Here is a 15107-nt window from a genome sequence, read left to right on the forward strand (position 1 = left end):
GCCGGGGTTTTAACACAAAGGTAAAAAAAAGAGGCCATCTTTTGAATGGCCTCTTCATTTATAGGTTGATACGGTTAAACTGTACCGTTTTTATGTGCTTTTCTAACTTTCGAGTGTTTACGACTGTAGACAAAATAGATAACAAAACCAATTGCCATCCAAACGATCAAACGCTCCCAGTTGTGTTTACCTAAACCAACCATCATCAGTATGCAAACCAATGCACCCAGGATAGGAACAACTGGCATGAATGGTGTTTTGAATGGACGCTCACGGTTAGGATCTGTTTTACGCAATACCAATACACCCACACATACCAATGCAAAAGCAAACAATGTTCCGATACTGGTCATATCACCAACAACTTCTCCAGGTACAAAAGCTGCAAATAGCCCAACAAATACCAGGAAGATTAAATTAGATTTATAAGGCGTCTGGAACTTAGGGTGTACTGCAGAGAATACTGCTGGTACAAGACCATCTTTAGACATCGAAAAGAATACGCGTGACTGGCCTAATAACATCACCAGGATTACCGAAGAGAAACCTGCAAGAATTGCTACAGTTACCAGTACAGATAACCAGTGGTAGCTGTGCATATAGTTTTCAATAGCATAAGCTACTGATGCCTCTTTACCAGCAGTTGCAAACTCTTTGTAGTTGGCTACACCAGTTAATACGTGTCCGAACAATACGTATAAAACAGTACAGATGGCTAAAGACACCAAGATACCGATTGGCATATCTTTACTTGGGTTTTTAGCTTCCTGCGCGGCAGTAGATACCGCATCAAAACCGATGAACGCAAAGAACACTACACCTGCACCAGCGATAATACCCGACCAGCCAAACTTACCGAAATCGTGCGTAAAGAAGTCCATAAAGCCGATTTCACCTTTTCCATATGCTACTTCACCTGCATTAACAGGGATGTAAGGCGTATGGTTAACAGGATTCATATAACCCCATCCGATTGCAATAAAGGCTATAACGATTGCAACTTTCAGGATAACAATAATTCCATTTAAAGTAGCTGATTCCTGTGTGCCTCTGATCAAGACAAAAGTTAACAGGATAACGATAAATAACGCAGGAATATTGATAATCCCCTGAACGCCATCTAGTGAGGTTTGGAATGGTGAGTGACAAAATTGGTAAGGTATGGAGACCCCGAAGTTTTCTATGAGCTTATTGAGGTATTCAGACCAGGCAATAGCAACGGTGGCTGCACCTACTGCATATTCAAGTACCAAATCCCAACCGATAATCCAGGCTACCATTTCTCCCATTGTGGCGTAAGAGTAGGTATAAGCACTTCCAGCGATAGGAATCATAGAAGCAAATTCTGCATAACATAAGCCGGCTAAAGCACAACCTACAGCTGCAAGGATGAAGGAAAGTGTTACTGCAGGGCCAGAGTGATCAGCAGCAGCAGCAGCGGTTCTAACGAAAAGGCCTGCCCCGATAATTGCTCCGATACCCAGGGCAATTAAGTTACCTACACCCAGCGTCCGCTTCAGCGTGCCTTCTCCACTTTCCGTAGATTCCTTAATCAGGGCATCTATCGATTTTTTAAATAACATAGTTTAAGGTTTAGTTAGTTTGTTTCAATAAAATTGTCTTGTTTCGATTATGAGTAATATAGCTCCAAACCTAATTAAAATATCTTTAAAAATAAAAGGGATTTTCAGTCGAAATCCCTTTTATCAGTAACAATATCAGTCAATTTATCTGTTTTTTAAGCTGTCTGTGTTGTTTATCAGCGTATCTGTACGTTCTATACCCGTTTCATCTTTGGTTTTTATGATTTTAATCTCTTTTTTAACCTCAGTTTGTGTTGTTGTCATTACGCCGACGGCAATATGTGGTGCGATGATCAAAGAAACTATAGACATTAGTTTAATGAGAATATTCATGGAAGGTCCTGAAGTATCCTTGAAGGGATCGCCTACAGTGTCACCTGTTACTGAAGCCTTATGCGCATCTGAACCCTTGAATTCCATCGTGCCATTAATCATCACACCTTTTTCAAACGACTTCTTGGCATTGTCCCAGGCACCGCCGGCATTGGATTGAAAGATGCCCATCAATACTCCGGATACAGTAACTCCTGCTAATAATCCACCCAATACTTCAGGGCCAAAGATGAAACCTACCACAATAGGTACGATCAAAGCGATGGCTCCAGGCAGCATCATCTCGCGGATAGAGGCTTCGGTAGAGATGGCGACACATTTTTCATATTCTGGTTTGGCCTTGTACTCCATAATTCCCGGGATGTCTCTGAACTGCCTGCGTACTTCCTGAACCATGGCCATGGCCGCACGGCCTACGGCCGAGATGCATAGGGATGAAAAGATAAATGGAATCATACCGCCAACAAATAAGCCAGCCAATACATTTGCCTTATATATATCTATGGACGAGATTCCGGAGATTCCTGCAAAAGCCGCAAATAAGGCCAGCGAGGTCAGGGCTGCAGATGCAATAGCGAATCCTTTTCCTGTGGCTGCCGTGGTATTACCTACAGCATCGAGGTTATCGGTGCGTTCACGCACTTCTTTAGGGAGTCCGCTCATTTCCGCAATTCCGCCTGCGTTATCTGCAATCGGACCAAATGCATCGATTGCCAGTTGCATTGCTGTTGTAGCCATCATTCCTGCGGCAGCAATAGCTACCCCATAAAATCCTGCAAAATAATAAGAACCATAAATGCCTGCAGCCAAAACTAGAATCGGAAGTACAGTAGATTCCATCCCTACAGAAAGGCCGCCGATAATATTAGTAGCATGACCGGTGGAGGATTGATGGATAATGGATTGTACAGGTCTTTTACCCATCGCGGTATAATATTCAGTAATAAGACTCATGAGGGTCCCAACAACAAGGCCTACAATGATGGCGTAAAATACATTTGCTGATGTAAATTCAAATCCTCTGATTGACATGGTATCGGGAAGCATCCAATGTACCGCAAAGTAAGAAGCCACTGCAGTTAAAATGATAGATAACCAGTTGCCAAAGTTTAACGCATTCTGTACACTGTCTGTCTCCTTGCTGATTTTTACAAACCAGGAAGCGACAATGGAAAACAAGAGTCCTAATCCTGCAATCAGCATAGGCAACAGGATAGGAGCCATACCGCCAAAGCGGTCTACAGATACTATTTCCTGCCCAAGCACCATCGTTGCAAGAATTGTTGCTACATAAGATCCAAATAAATCGGCACCCATACCTGCAACATCGCCAACATTATCGCCAACGTTATCGGCAATAGTTGCAGGGTTTCTTACATCATCCTCAGGAATGCCAGCTTCGACTTTCCCCACCAGATCGGCTCCCACATCGGCAGCCTTTGTATAAATACCGCCACCTACTCTGGCAAACAGCGCGATACTCTCGGCACCAAGGGAGAATCCTGCAAGCACTTCGATTGTCTTTTTCATCTCTATGCCTGCGGAGGATGAGCCTGCTGGAACAAAGGCATAATACAGAATGATGAATAAACCGCCAAGGCCAAAAATAGCGAGACCTGCAACGCCAAATCCCATAACGGTACCGCCTGTAAAAGAAACCTGTAGCGCTTTAGCCAGACTCGTTCTGGCAGCTTGCGTGGTTCTAACGTTAGCTTTCGTTGCGATGCGCATGCCCAGATATCCTGCAAATGCGGAGAACACTGCGCCCATCAAAAAAGCTATGGCGATAATTGGACTGGAATGAATAGGATGGTCGGCAGTTCCGGTCATCGTACCAGACCAGCATAACAAAGCGCCGGCAAGGATAACGAAATAGGTAAGGACTTTCCATTCGGCTCTGAGAAAGGCCATTGCGCCATCGGCAATGTAGCCCGCCAGCTCGGTCATGTTCTTGTCTCCGGCATCTTGTTTGCTCACCCAGGCGCTCTGGATGGCCATGAAAAGGATTCCAATAAGTCCGAAGACCGGAATCATGTAGATCAGGTTGTTTTGTAAAAACTCCATAGTTGATTTATATTTGGTTTGGTTGTCCGGCGAACCGGTATATACAAAAATAAGCGAGTTAATGACATTACCAAATTTTTAATGCCTTACTCCGTATTTAGCCTATTTTTATATCGGTATTTTTAAATATATTAGCCGCACAACATAAACACTAAACGCTAAGTAACGCATGAAACAGGAAGATCAGGACCAGACATTTAAAAGAGAACTCGGACTTTTAGACGGCACAATGCTCGTTGTAGGCTCAATGATTGGTTCGGGAATTTTTATTGTAAGCTCTGATATTGCCAGGCAAGTTGGCTCTGCGGGTTGGCTTACATTGATCTGGATATTAACAGCTGTGATTACCATGATCGCTGCGGTCAGTTATGGTGAGCTGAGTGCGATGTTTCCGAAAGCGGGTGGACAGTATGTATATCTTAAAGAAGCTTATAACAAGCTTTTTGCATTTTTATATGGTTGGAGTTTCTTTGCAGTAATCCAAACAGGAACAATTGCGGCGGTAGGGGTTGCTTTCTCGAAATTTGCGGCATACTTATATGAGCCACTCAGTGATGAAAATGTCTTGTATGAGTTGGGGTCCTTTAAATTTAACGCTGCGCAAGCAGTTTCTATCGTAACTATTATTCTACTTACCTATATCAATAGCCGTGGTGTTAAAGACGGTAAATTATTACAGACATTTTTAACAATCATAAAGATTTTATCGCTATTTGGTTTAATCATCTTTGGGTTTACCATTGGTGCGAGAGCAGAGGTTTGGAATGCAAACTGGGCTGATGCCTGGACCTTTAAATCTTTTAACAAGGTTAGTGATTCCTGGGTTTCTGTTGGGGGTACCACGCTGATAGCAGCTGTTTCTGCTGCCATGGTTGGGTCGCTATTTTCTAGCGATGCATGGAATGGGGTTACATTTATTGCCGGAGAAATCAAAAAGCCTGAGCGTAATGTAGGGTTAAGCTTGTTTCTAGGAACTTTTATCGTTTCGGTAATTTATATCCTTGCCAATCTGATGTACCTAGCGGTAATGCCATTAAATGAAATTGCTTTTGCAAAATCTGATCGTGTAGCAGTAGTGGCAGCGCAGCACATCTTTGGTAATACGGGGACGCTGATTATCGCTGTTATGATCATGATCTCGACATTTGCCTGTAATAACGGTTTGATTATGGCTGGTGCCAGGGTTTACTATACGATGGCTAAAGATGGTCTGTTTTTTAAGAAAGCAGCAATACTGAACAAGTCGAGTGTGCCAGCATGGGCACTATGGTTCCAGTGTATCTGGGCGTCAGCTTTGTGTTTAACAGGTAAGTATGGAGACCTGCTCGACTATGTAATGATCATCGTAGTTATATTCTATATACTAACGATCTACGGTATTTTCAAATTGCGCAAAACAAGACCAGATGCTGAAAGACCATATAAAGCTTTCGGATATCCGGTACTGCCTTTCTTTTATATAGTAATTGCTTCGGCAATATGCATCTGTTTGCTGATCACAAAGACCAGTACCTGCGGATGGGGTGTGGTCATTATGCTTGCAGGAATACCAGTATATTACATGACTAAACCGACTGAGGAGCCTACGGTGTAAAGCCCTACTGTTTAATCAGTGTAAAGAACTTAGGCACTTCGCGTTCATCACTTGAAAAGTAAATCAGGTTTTTGTCTTTACCATATAAGTATAGCGAAGGGTATTGTTTTGGTTTGAAATAAGGGATGAATACCTGATAGCCATCACGTAAAACAGTTACGTTTTTTGCGCCAACAAAGGGTTTTCCGAATGTTTTCATGAAGTAGTCTATCGATCTGAACTCGTCAAGAGAGATAAAATATAAGTTGATGTTAGCAAGATCTTTGCTCTTTTTTGAGAAGTTTGCAACCACGCGTTGACAATGTTCGCAGGTAGCATCAAAAAAGATAATCATTGATTTCTTATTTGTCGGGATCTGATCCGTAGAGAAAGCATCGCCATTAGCCTTAAAGAAAATAGAGCTTGGCATTTTTGGGCTTTGTGGTTGTGCAAACGTTTTTAATGACACGAACACAAAAAAAAGGGATAGCATAAAATACTTCATAAATGCGAATATCGTGAATATTAGGCTTCCGTTATGTCATTGTAATTCTATATTATACAATTACCACTTTAGCCGTGGCTCGTTTTCTCTCTGTTATTCTGTATTCCTTTAAAAAACTGTATTTTTGCATAAAAAAATAACAATTTGGGAACTCCACTAGATTTAGGCATAAAAGGGTATAATAATTACGGCACACACCTTAAAGAAAAATATAAGGGGCAACGCGTGTTTAAAGTAATTGTTGATGGCGGTTTTACCTGTCCAAATAGAGATGGATCCAAAGGTTATGGAGGGTGTACCTATTGCAATGTAGATTCATTTACCCCTGAACTTTCCCGTAAGCTTCCTACTATCCGTGAACAGCTTGAGCAAGGCATGGAAAGAGGCAAAGGCTTTTATAAAGCAGATAAGTTTATTGTTTATTTTCAACCAAACACAAATACATACGCACCGGTACATTATTTAAAGATGATGTATGATGAGGCATTGTCTATCAATCCAGGGGATGTTGTTGGTTTTTCTGTTGGTACTAGGCCTGATTGTATTGATGCAGAGAAAGTGGCTTTATTAGAAAGTTATGCTGATCGCTTTGATGTGGATCTTGAAATGGGAATGGAATCTATCTATGACGAGACCCTGGATCAGATTAATAGGGGCTGCAGTCATGGTGAATTTATTGAAGCAGTAAAGTTGCTTGAAAACAGTAAGCTTGACCTTTGCGTACATACTATTTTTGGATTTCCCTGGGAGACCGAAGAAATGATGCTTGGCTATATACATGAGATTAATCGTTTCCCTCAAATTAAGTTTGTAAAATTCCATCACCTGCACATTGTAGAAGGATCTATCATGGGTGCTAAATACAAGAAAAATCCTTTCAAGTTATTTACTCTTGAAGAATACACTGATTTGCTTTGTAAATTAATCCCATTGCTGAGGCCGGATGTTGTAATTCAGCGCTTATTTGGAATTTCGGATTGGGATTTATTGATTGCACCTAACTGGGGGCTTAATAAATCTGCTATTCAGACATATATAGATAAGGAGATCGAAAAGAGAGGTGTAGTGCAGGGTTCAGCTTATGCGGTACCTGTTTCCTGATGTCCAAATAAAATTTCTACCTGCTTTTTACGATAATTAAAAATCTCCTGCAGCTTTGCTGCTACAAACAAATTATTCGCTATTCTTCCAAATATCCCCATGGGTAATCCATAGGTTAATATATCGTGCATCATTACTCCGTCTGGCACTTCTGTAAAATGATGCTGGTGGTGCCAGAAGCGGTATGGGCCAAAGCGTTGTTCGTCTATAAAGTATTTCCCTTCTTCCACCTGGGTGATTTCAGTCATCCAATCCAATTTGATGCCCAGCATAGGGGATACCTTATAGGTGATAATCATTCCAGGATACATCTGTACCGGGTCAGGCATTTTTGAAGTTACTGTAAAAGCCATCTCTTTCGGTGTGATCTTTTGGAGGTTAAGCGGGTTGCTAAAGAATGACCAGGCTTCGGTTAAAGTTATGGGAAGCAATTGGTTAAATTCCAAGTGATATGACTTCATGAACAAGAAACAAAAAACAGAATAAATTGTTTTTTTAGTATTTTTTTAAAAAATACACGATAATTTAATGTTTTTTGTAATTGGCTTGAGGTTATGGTGCTGGATATTGTTAATTGTGCTAAAAATTGATGTAAATAATCTATTAAATCGGTATATTTTTTATAAACTTTCCATTTTATGATGTAATAATCTTGTTGTTTATATAATTTTTACTTAAGTTTAGCTTAAATATTACAAATTACAAACCATTTAACCAATTAAACTAAGCTTTATGACCAAAATTCTATTTAAACAGTTTGCGCCATTTGCAATTCTCGCCATTATTGCAATAATAGCATTATTCATTCCGCTCTTACCAAATTTCGATGAGGGTAAGTATAACGCGGCTGATGTGGCCTGGATACTTGTAGCTACTGCACTTGTATTTTTGATGACACCAGGATTAGCCTTCTTTTATGGAGGTATGGTTCACCGTAAAAATGTATTGTCGACCATGATTAAAAGTGTGGTTGCTGCAGGGGTAATTACGGTACTGTGGGTAACAGTAAGTTTTAGTCTTGCTTTTGGTGAAAGTATCAATGGATTGATTGGAAACCCAAAGACCTTTTTGTTTTTTCAGAATGTGAATTCGGGTGCTCCATGGAGTCTGGCGCCTACAATTCCCCTTACACTTTTTGCTTTATTTCAATTGATGTTTGCGATCATTACACCAGGTTTGGTTGTTGGTGCCGTAGCTGAACGCATTCGTTTTACTTCTTATATCCTTTTTATCGTCTTGTTCGCCATTTTCGTTTATTCTCCATTGGCACACTGGACTTGGCATCCTGATGGAATCCTGTTCAAAATGGGTGTTCTGGATTTTGCTGGTGGTACTGTAGTGCACATTTCCGCAGGTATGGCTGCTCTTGCTGGTGCTTTGGTATTAAAACGTAGAAAATCACATATTGATCATCAGGAAGTACCTCCTGCAAACATTCCTTATGTTTTGATCGGAACTGGATTACTTTGGTTCGGTTGGTTCGGATTCAATGCAGGTTCCGCACTTGGATCAGGAGCTCTTGCTGTATCTGCATTTGCTACTACAAATATTGCTGCAGGTGCTGCTGGGTTATCATGGATGTTCTTCGATGTACTTAGAGGTAAAAAACCTTCTGTACTCGGTTTTTGTATCGGTGCTGTAGTTGGTCTGGTGGCTATCACACCTGGAGCAGGTTTTGTAGCCATTCCAACAAGTATCTTTATCGGTTTCGTAGCAGCTATTGTCTCTAACCTAGCTGTGATGTGGAAATCTAAAACAAGCCTTGATGATACATTAGATGTATTCCCTTGTCATGGTGTAGGTGGAATCGTAGGAATGCTTTTGACTGGTGTCTTTGCTACTAAAACAGTAAACCCTGCCGGTGTAGACGGCTTATTCTATGGAAATCCTGCTTTTTTCATTACGCAATTAAAAGGTGTAGTGATTGTCGTTGTATTCAGCTTTGTTGTTTCTTTCGTCATCTTCAAGTTGATCAACCTGATCCAACCAATCCGCGTAACTTCCGAAGAAGAAGAGGAAGGACTGGACTCAAGTCAGCACAACGAAAAATATTTTCAAGGCACGCTGATCGTTGCATCAACAGGAATGGAAACTGAATTGCCAACCACTTAACCCTCATAAACCATCTAAATTCTCACCTCAAAACAAAAAAAATGAAATTGAAATCACTGCTGTCGCTGTCGGCTCTCGCCTTCGGATCGATATCCTATGCTCAAGAAGCGCCTAAAGATCCACTGGTAATTTTCGGCTCTGTAGATACTTATTATAAATATGATTTTCAAAAGAAAGCTAATATACCTACTAGTTTCGCTAATGATCAAAATTCCATTTCATTGGGTATGATCGACCTGGGTGTGAAGAAAACGACTGGCAAGGCCTCTTTTGTAGGTGAGCTTTCATTTGGACCGAGAGGCCAGTATCAGTCTATTCCTAATGGTGATGGTACGGATGATAACTCTTTCCATATTCAGAATTTATATGCTACTTATGCTTTTACAGATAAGTTCAGTATGACTGCCGGTTATATGGGGACATTTATTGGGTACGAGGTGATTTCGCCGGTAGGAAACTATAACTACTCTACTTCATACTTATTCACCAACGGCCCTTTTCAGAATGCGGGGATTAAAGCAAACTACGTGTTTTCTCCAAAGGTCAGTTTAATGGTCGGTTTGTTTGACGATTGGAATGTATACAAAGATCTTAATGGTGTTTCTCATGTTGGTGCTCAACTTGCGCTGGCACCGGCCGAAGGTTGGACGGCTTATCTGAATGTATTATCAGGCCGCAATGCCGGGGCTCCTGGAACTGGATCAATCTTCGATCTGACTACTTCTTATCAGGTTACTGAAAAAGTAAAGTTAGGATTAAACGCAGCAGATTATTCTGTATCCAATAACAATGGGGGATATACAGGCGCCGCCTTGTATGCTCAGAATGCTTTTACTACCGGATTCTCCATGGGTGTAAGAGCAGAATATTTTACGGCAAAGGATATTAAAGCTACTGGAACAACCCCGCTCGTAAAAGGTGAAAGCGTAACTGCCATTACGTTATCAGCGAACCTAAAAGCGGGGGGACTGACTTTCATTCCTGAGGTGCGTTTTGACAACGGGTCTTCAACCATGTTTACGAAAAGTAATTTAACACCGACCAAGAGCGCATCTCAGTTTTCTCTTGCTGCGGTATATGCCTTTTAAACCACGTCTAAATACTAACCACTCATCAGTCGCCGGCAAATTGCCGGCGGCTTTTTTAATTTAATATCCGGTAATTAATGCACCATTTTATCAGCGCAGGTAGAGCTGGCAAATGCTTCAGGTTTTGCCTTAAAGATAAAGCCCATACTTAAAATATATCCCATTGCCTCGTTCAAAGCTTTATTGGATTTGAACGATGGGTTGGTGTTTATATCAGCGTGAACTTCCAGATCTACGTCATAAAGATCCAGCAGATCGCAAATAGAATAAGCGGTTTCTATGGATTTCTGAACCTCTACTAACATACGTTCCTTGATGCTCATAACTATCGGTGTCTTTTCCTGATGGATATACATAAATCCCCCGTGATGCTCTCTAACTAAAACTATGACAGTAGCAAAGTCTGTCAGGCTTCCTTTAACTTGCGAATCTGTACCGATGCATACTTTTAAACGATAGCCTTTTTCGGTTTCCCGGATAATGGCTTGTTCCACTTCTTGAAGGATGGGCGCGTTGATCACTTCGCCACTAAATTTTTTCCAGGTCATATCTTCATTTCTTAGCATAAAGAACCTTTTTTGGGGTTTAACTAATTTACCTGGTTTTATGTTAAATATATGTTATTTAAATGTAGTTATTTCCTAACAATCAGATACTTGTCAACACGCATGCAGATCCTTTAAAAGTACTTCTGAGGAAGATGTTTCAAAAAAAACAAACAATACAGCTCTAAAACGGGTAGTTATTTAACATATGATGAAAAGTAAGACGATTATTATTTCCAATCGGCTGCCCGTAAAAATTGTGGAACAGGATGGACAATACCTGTTGAGTGCGAGTGAAGGTGGATTAGCAACGGGCTTAGGCTCTATTTACAAGAAAGGTGAAAATATCTGGATCGGATGGCCTGGTATAGATGTGCCGCCAGAAAGGCAGGATGAAGTAACAAGACAACTGGCACAGCTGAACCTTATTCCGGTTTTTTTGACTGCCGAAGAGATCAACGGTTATTACGAAGGTTTTTCAAATGAAATATTATGGCCGGTATTCCACTACATGATTACCTATGCCAATTACGAACAAACTTACTGGGATGCTTACAAAAAGGTAAATGATAAATTTGCTGATATAGCGGATAGTCATATCCAGAATGGAGATACGGTTTGGGTGCACGACTACCAGTTATTACTGCTTCCTTGTCTCATCAGGACGCGTAAGCCGCAGGTAACGATTGGATTCTTTCAGCACATCCCTTTCCCCTCTTATGAAATTTTTAGACTTATTCCCTGGAGGGAAGAACTGATTACGGGTTTGTTTGGGGCTGATCTTATCGGCTTCCATACTTTTGATGATGTCCGACACTTTCTGAGCACTGCCTCGCGGTTGTCTTCAGCAAATTATGCTGATAATATCGTTACTTATCAGGAGCGGCAGATTGTGGTCGAAGCCTTTCCTATGGGAATTGACGATGAGAAATTTGAGAAATTTAAAGACAACGAGTTAGTCAAGACGCATATTAAATCTTTTGAGGAGGCTCAGGCAGGGGTGCAGGTAATTCTTACGATCGACAGGCTTGATTATAGTAAAGGGATTCTGCAGCGTCTTCAGGCATTTGAACTCCTGCTACAAAATTATCCAAAATATCAGGGACATATTGCATTATACATGATTGTTGTTCCTTCGAGAGATAGTGTTCCACAATACCGGGAGCTGAAGGAGCAGATCGATCAGCTAGTGGGAAACATTAATGCCAGATACAGGACGTTAAACTGGCTCCCTGTACATTATTTTTATCGCTCGTTCCCCATTGAAGTACTGTCGGCGCTTTACCGTACTGCAGATATCTGTCTGGTTACCCCCATGCGCGACGGTATGAACCTGGTAAGTAAAGAGTATGTAGCTTCCCGTACTAACGACACCGGTGTGCTTATTTTAAGCGAAATGGCCGGAGCGTCGAAAGAGCTTAATGACGCCCTGATCGTTAATCCAAATAATATAGGAGAAACAATGCGGGCTATTCTACAAGCCTTAAATATGTCGTTGGCAGAGCAGCAGGTGCGTATGCGAAATATGCGTAGTAACGTAACGAAGTTTAATATCCACCTATGGGTGAAAAATTTTATGGATAAATTGGAAGAGGTAAAGACGATGCAGGCATCCCTGCTCACAAAATATGTAAATGCGCCGGTCAGGACTGTGATCAGATCGGATTATGATGAGGCAACAGAGCGGTATCTGTTTTTGGACTATGATGGCACACTGGTAGGCTTCAATTCAAATATTGACCGGGTATCTCCCGACGAAGAACTGTATACAATCATGAGCGACCTGATATCAGACCCGCTTAATAAGGTTATCGTGATCAGTGGCAGAAGACATGAGACCCTTGAAGAATGGTTCGGTAATATGAAGATTGACCTGATTGCCGAGCATGGTGCCTGGCAAAAGAAATATGGTGAAGAGTGGAAGAGTCTGCCTTTGCTGACCGACAAATGGAAGCAGGAGGTTCGAACGGTATTGGAAACTTATACTGACCGTACTCCGGGTTCTTTTATAGAAGATAAAAGTTATTCGCTGGTATGGCATTACCGCAAAGTTGAGAAAGGTTTGGGTGAACTACGGGCAAATGAAATTATGAATCACCTAAGGATGATGCTTGCTGATAAAGGTCTGCAGTTAATGGCTGGGAACAAAGTCCTTGAATTTAAAAATATCGAAGTAAACAAAGGTAAGGCAGCGTTGAACTGGATGCACGACAATGAGCCTGATTTTATCCTCGCTATCGGTGACGATGTTACTGATGAGGACATTTTCAAAGCATTGCCTGCTACTGCCTATACCGTGAAGGTTGGAGGTAACCTTTCAGCTGCGCGATTCTATTTGCGGAATCCCGCCGAAGTACGCGCCCTGCTGAAAGGTTTTACATCCTAAATAAATATTGGGCGATCTAATTTGATGGCTATACGATGTGCGGCATTCATCAATCCCACATGGCTGTAAGCTTGTGGGAAATTGCCCCACTGACTGCCATCATTTTCGTCTACATCCTCACTGAATAGCTGCAGGTGATTGCCGTATTGAATGAGGGATTCGAATTCTCTGATTGCATCATCAATGCGGCCAACACATGCCAGGGCTTCTACATACCAAAACGCGCAGATTAGAAAGGTTGTTTTTGGCTTACCAAAATCATCAGCATGTTTATAGCGGTAGAATAGTCCATTTTTGCCCTTTAATTCAGTTTCCAAGGCTATTAGGTGGTCTTTTGCCCGCTGCGAATTTGGATCGAGATAATTCATCAGGATCAGTTGCAGTGTGCTTGCATCGAGGTGTGCACTACCCACAGCATGGTTGTAAACTTTTCGTTCCGGATCATAGCAATCTTCGATATGCTTGGCAGCCTTGTCAATCAGTGCCTGTGCACGCTTCTGAAAATCTTCATGACCAATTGTAATGGCCATTTTTAAAGCAGCGTTTGCACCGGCCCACTGGAATAAATTAGTGTAGCAATGGAAGTTGGCAAGATTTCTGAACTCCCAGATTCCTGCATCCTTTTCGTCTATTGTATGTTCGATTTTTCTAAGCAGGGAGTCCAGCCACCTGCTGGAATCCTGCCGCTCGTCTACCGTGAATCTTCTGTCGTGGTACAACGGGAGCATAGAAATCAATACCTGGCCATAGATGTCATTTTGGATGTGTTCAAAAGCCTGGTTGCCAACACGTACCGGCTGATTTCCCTGGTATCCCTTAATATTGGTCAGGATTCTTTCCGTCAAAACCCTTTCGCCGGCGATGCCGAACAATGGCTGATAACGCTCATCGTCCCTAAAGGAAATGTCTGTTACATAATTAAAGTACTTCTCCATTTCCTCAAAATGACCGATGTGGTTTAGCGCGGTAATGACGTAGTAGGTATCGCGCATCCAACAATATCTGTAGTCCCAGTTTCGTGTGCTTCCTGGTGATTCAGGTAGGCTCGTTGTGCTGGCCGCTATAATTGCACCCGTATCTTCATATTGATGGATCTTCAATACCAGGGCTGAGCGGATAACGAGTGGTTGATAGAAACCGGCAATCGTAGAGTGTTTGATCCAGGTTCTCCAATACTGTCTGGTGCTTAATAAAAACCTTTCTGCTGTGCTTTCAATCGGCGCCTCCAGTTTATAACCGTAAGTCATGATCAGATATTTAGTTTCATTGAGTGCAAAGAACTTTTCTTCCTGAACGTAACTTAACGAAATATTGGTGCTCAGCTGAATTGTTTCCGTTCCGGCTTCATATAAAATGTGGCTGCTGCCCCGGCTACCCTTAAAGTTTCCTTCTCCATAATGGTGTACCGGACGGCAGGTAACCTTAATCCGTGGATTTCCGCTAATTACTTCAATTTTTCTGATAAACATCAGTGGTTTGAAATAACGTTCGTATTGATGAAACCTAGGTGCGAAATCTGTTATCCGGTAAACGCCTTCTGAATCACTGATCTCTGTGCATAATATATTGGTGTTCTCCTGATAGTATTGTTTAGAGGTGTATGAACCTGCCGGCAGAATGCTGTATTCGCCACCTTTTTCCTGATCCAATATTCCTCCAAATACAAAAGAACTATCAAATCTCGGCCAGCATAACCAGTCAACATTTGTGTTTTTATTGATATGTGCTAAAAATGCGCAATTGCCTATAATCCCTGTTTGATAGGTATGTCTATCCATTTAAATTAAATTTTGTTATATTAGATATAGGAAAACAAC

11 protein-coding genes are annotated in these 15107 nt (G+C 41.5%); 5 read left to right on the forward strand and 6 right to left on the reverse strand.

What is annotated here, in order from left to right:
- Window positions 1–74: 74 nt before the first annotated feature.
- Together CLV32_RS15390 and CLV32_RS15395 are read right to left on the reverse strand one after the other, a co-directional pair.
- Window positions 75–1583, reverse strand: a complete 1509-nt coding sequence (locus tag CLV32_RS15390) for an amino acid permease (RefSeq protein ID WP_133557057.1) — start codon at window positions 1581–1583, stop codon at window positions 75–77.
- Window positions 1584–1727: 144 nt separating this feature from the next.
- Window positions 1728–3980: a sodium-translocating pyrophosphatase gene (locus CLV32_RS15395; protein ID WP_133557059.1), complete on the reverse strand. Its 2253-nt coding sequence runs from the start codon at window positions 3978–3980 to the stop codon at window positions 1728–1730.
- 169 nt (window positions 3981–4149) lie between these two features.
- Here CLV32_RS15395 and CLV32_RS15400 point away from each other — a divergent pair, with 169 nt between their 5' ends.
- Window positions 4150–5574: an APC family permease gene (locus CLV32_RS15400; RefSeq protein ID WP_133557061.1), complete on the forward strand. Its 1425-nt coding sequence runs from the start codon at window positions 4150–4152 to the stop codon at window positions 5572–5574.
- 4 nt (window positions 5575–5578) lie between these two features.
- Here the strand turns inward: CLV32_RS15400 and CLV32_RS15405 are convergent, their stop codons facing one another.
- Window positions 5579–5983, reverse strand: a complete 405-nt coding sequence (locus CLV32_RS15405) for a redoxin domain-containing protein (RefSeq protein WP_243732330.1) — start codon at window positions 5981–5983, stop codon at window positions 5579–5581.
- A 219-nt stretch (window positions 5984–6202) separates the two neighbouring features.
- Between CLV32_RS15405 and CLV32_RS15410 the strand changes: the two genes are divergently transcribed.
- Window positions 6203–7159 carry a TIGR01212 family radical SAM protein gene (locus tag CLV32_RS15410; protein WP_133557065.1) on the forward strand — a complete coding sequence of 319 codons (957 nt, stop codon included), beginning with the start codon at window positions 6203–6205 and terminating at the stop codon, window positions 7157–7159.
- Here the strand turns inward: CLV32_RS15410 and CLV32_RS15415 are convergent.
- Window positions 7138–7620, reverse strand: a complete 483-nt coding sequence (locus CLV32_RS15415) for an SRPBCC family protein (RefSeq protein WP_133557067.1) — start codon at window positions 7618–7620, stop codon at window positions 7138–7140. The two genes, CLV32_RS15410 and CLV32_RS15415, sit on opposite strands and share 22 nt — an antisense overlap.
- Before the next feature lie 271 nt (window positions 7621–7891).
- On the opposite strand from CLV32_RS15415, the gene CLV32_RS15420 reads away from it, so the two are divergent.
- Together CLV32_RS15420 and CLV32_RS15425 are read left to right on the forward strand one after the other, a co-directional pair.
- Window positions 7892–9271, forward strand: a complete 1380-nt coding sequence (locus CLV32_RS15420; protein ID WP_133557069.1) for an ammonium transporter — start codon at window positions 7892–7894, stop codon at window positions 9269–9271.
- A gap of 41 nt (window positions 9272–9312) precedes the next feature.
- Window positions 9313–10359 carry an outer membrane beta-barrel protein gene (locus tag CLV32_RS15425; protein WP_133557071.1) on the forward strand — a complete coding sequence of 349 codons (1047 nt, stop codon included), beginning with the start codon at window positions 9313–9315 and terminating at the stop codon, window positions 10357–10359.
- A 74-nt stretch (window positions 10360–10433) separates the two neighbouring features.
- On the opposite strand, the gene CLV32_RS15430 is transcribed toward CLV32_RS15425, so the two are convergent.
- Window positions 10434–10907 carry a ribonuclease H-like YkuK family protein gene (locus tag CLV32_RS15430; protein ID WP_133557196.1) on the reverse strand — a complete coding sequence of 158 codons (474 nt, stop codon included), beginning with the start codon at window positions 10905–10907 and terminating at the stop codon, window positions 10434–10436.
- Between the two features lie 205 nt (window positions 10908–11112).
- On the opposite strand from CLV32_RS15430, the gene CLV32_RS15435 reads away from it, so the two are divergent.
- Window positions 11113–13290 carry a bifunctional alpha,alpha-trehalose-phosphate synthase (UDP-forming)/trehalose-phosphatase gene (locus CLV32_RS15435; RefSeq protein ID WP_133557073.1) on the forward strand — a complete coding sequence of 726 codons (2178 nt, stop codon included), beginning with the start codon at window positions 11113–11115 and terminating at the stop codon, window positions 13288–13290.
- On the opposite strand, the gene CLV32_RS15440 is transcribed toward CLV32_RS15435, so the two are convergent.
- A complete protein-coding gene (locus CLV32_RS15440; protein WP_133557075.1) occupies window positions 13287–15068 on the reverse strand; it encodes a glycoside hydrolase family 15 protein in 1782 nt (593 codons plus the stop codon). The genes CLV32_RS15435 and CLV32_RS15440 overlap by 4 nt on opposite strands.
- Between the last annotated feature and the right edge of the window lie 39 nt (window positions 15069–15107).

Source organism: Pedobacter duraquae (assembly GCF_004362245.1).
GTDB classification, from domain to species: domain Bacteria; phylum Bacteroidota; class Bacteroidia; order Sphingobacteriales; family Sphingobacteriaceae; genus Pedobacter; species Pedobacter duraquae.

What these genes read in the sequence shown, in the direction of transcription:
- CLV32_RS15440 (WP_133557075.1), bottom strand. Translation starts at nt 15,068, where the DNA reads ATGGATAGACATACCTATCAAACAGGGATTATAGGCAATTGCGCATTT.
- CLV32_RS15425 (WP_133557071.1), top strand. Translation starts at nt 9,313, where the DNA reads ATGAAATTGAAATCACTGCTGTCGCTGTCGGCTCTCGCCTTCGGATCG.
- CLV32_RS15390 (WP_133557057.1), bottom strand. Translation starts at nt 1,583, where the DNA reads ATGTTATTTAAAAAATCGATAGATGCCCTGATTAAGGAATCTACGGAA.
- CLV32_RS15395 (WP_133557059.1), bottom strand. Translation starts at nt 3,980, where the DNA reads ATGGAGTTTTTACAAAACAACCTGATCTACATGATTCCGGTCTTCGGA.
- CLV32_RS15435 (WP_133557073.1), top strand. Translation starts at nt 11,113, where the DNA reads ATGATGAAAAGTAAGACGATTATTATTTCCAATCGGCTGCCCGTAAAA.
- CLV32_RS15400 (WP_133557061.1), top strand. Translation starts at nt 4,150, where the DNA reads ATGAAACAGGAAGATCAGGACCAGACATTTAAAAGAGAACTCGGACTT.
- CLV32_RS15430 (WP_133557196.1), bottom strand. Translation starts at nt 10,907, where the DNA reads ATGACCTGGAAAAAATTTAGTGGCGAAGTGATCAACGCGCCCATCCTT.
- CLV32_RS15405 (WP_243732330.1), bottom strand. Translation starts at nt 5,983, where the DNA reads ATGCCAAGCTCTATTTTCTTTAAGGCTAATGGCGATGCTTTCTCTACG.
- CLV32_RS15415 (WP_133557067.1), bottom strand. Translation starts at nt 7,620, where the DNA reads ATGAAGTCATATCACTTGGAATTTAACCAATTGCTTCCCATAACTTTA.
- CLV32_RS15420 (WP_133557069.1), top strand. Translation starts at nt 7,892, where the DNA reads ATGACCAAAATTCTATTTAAACAGTTTGCGCCATTTGCAATTCTCGCC.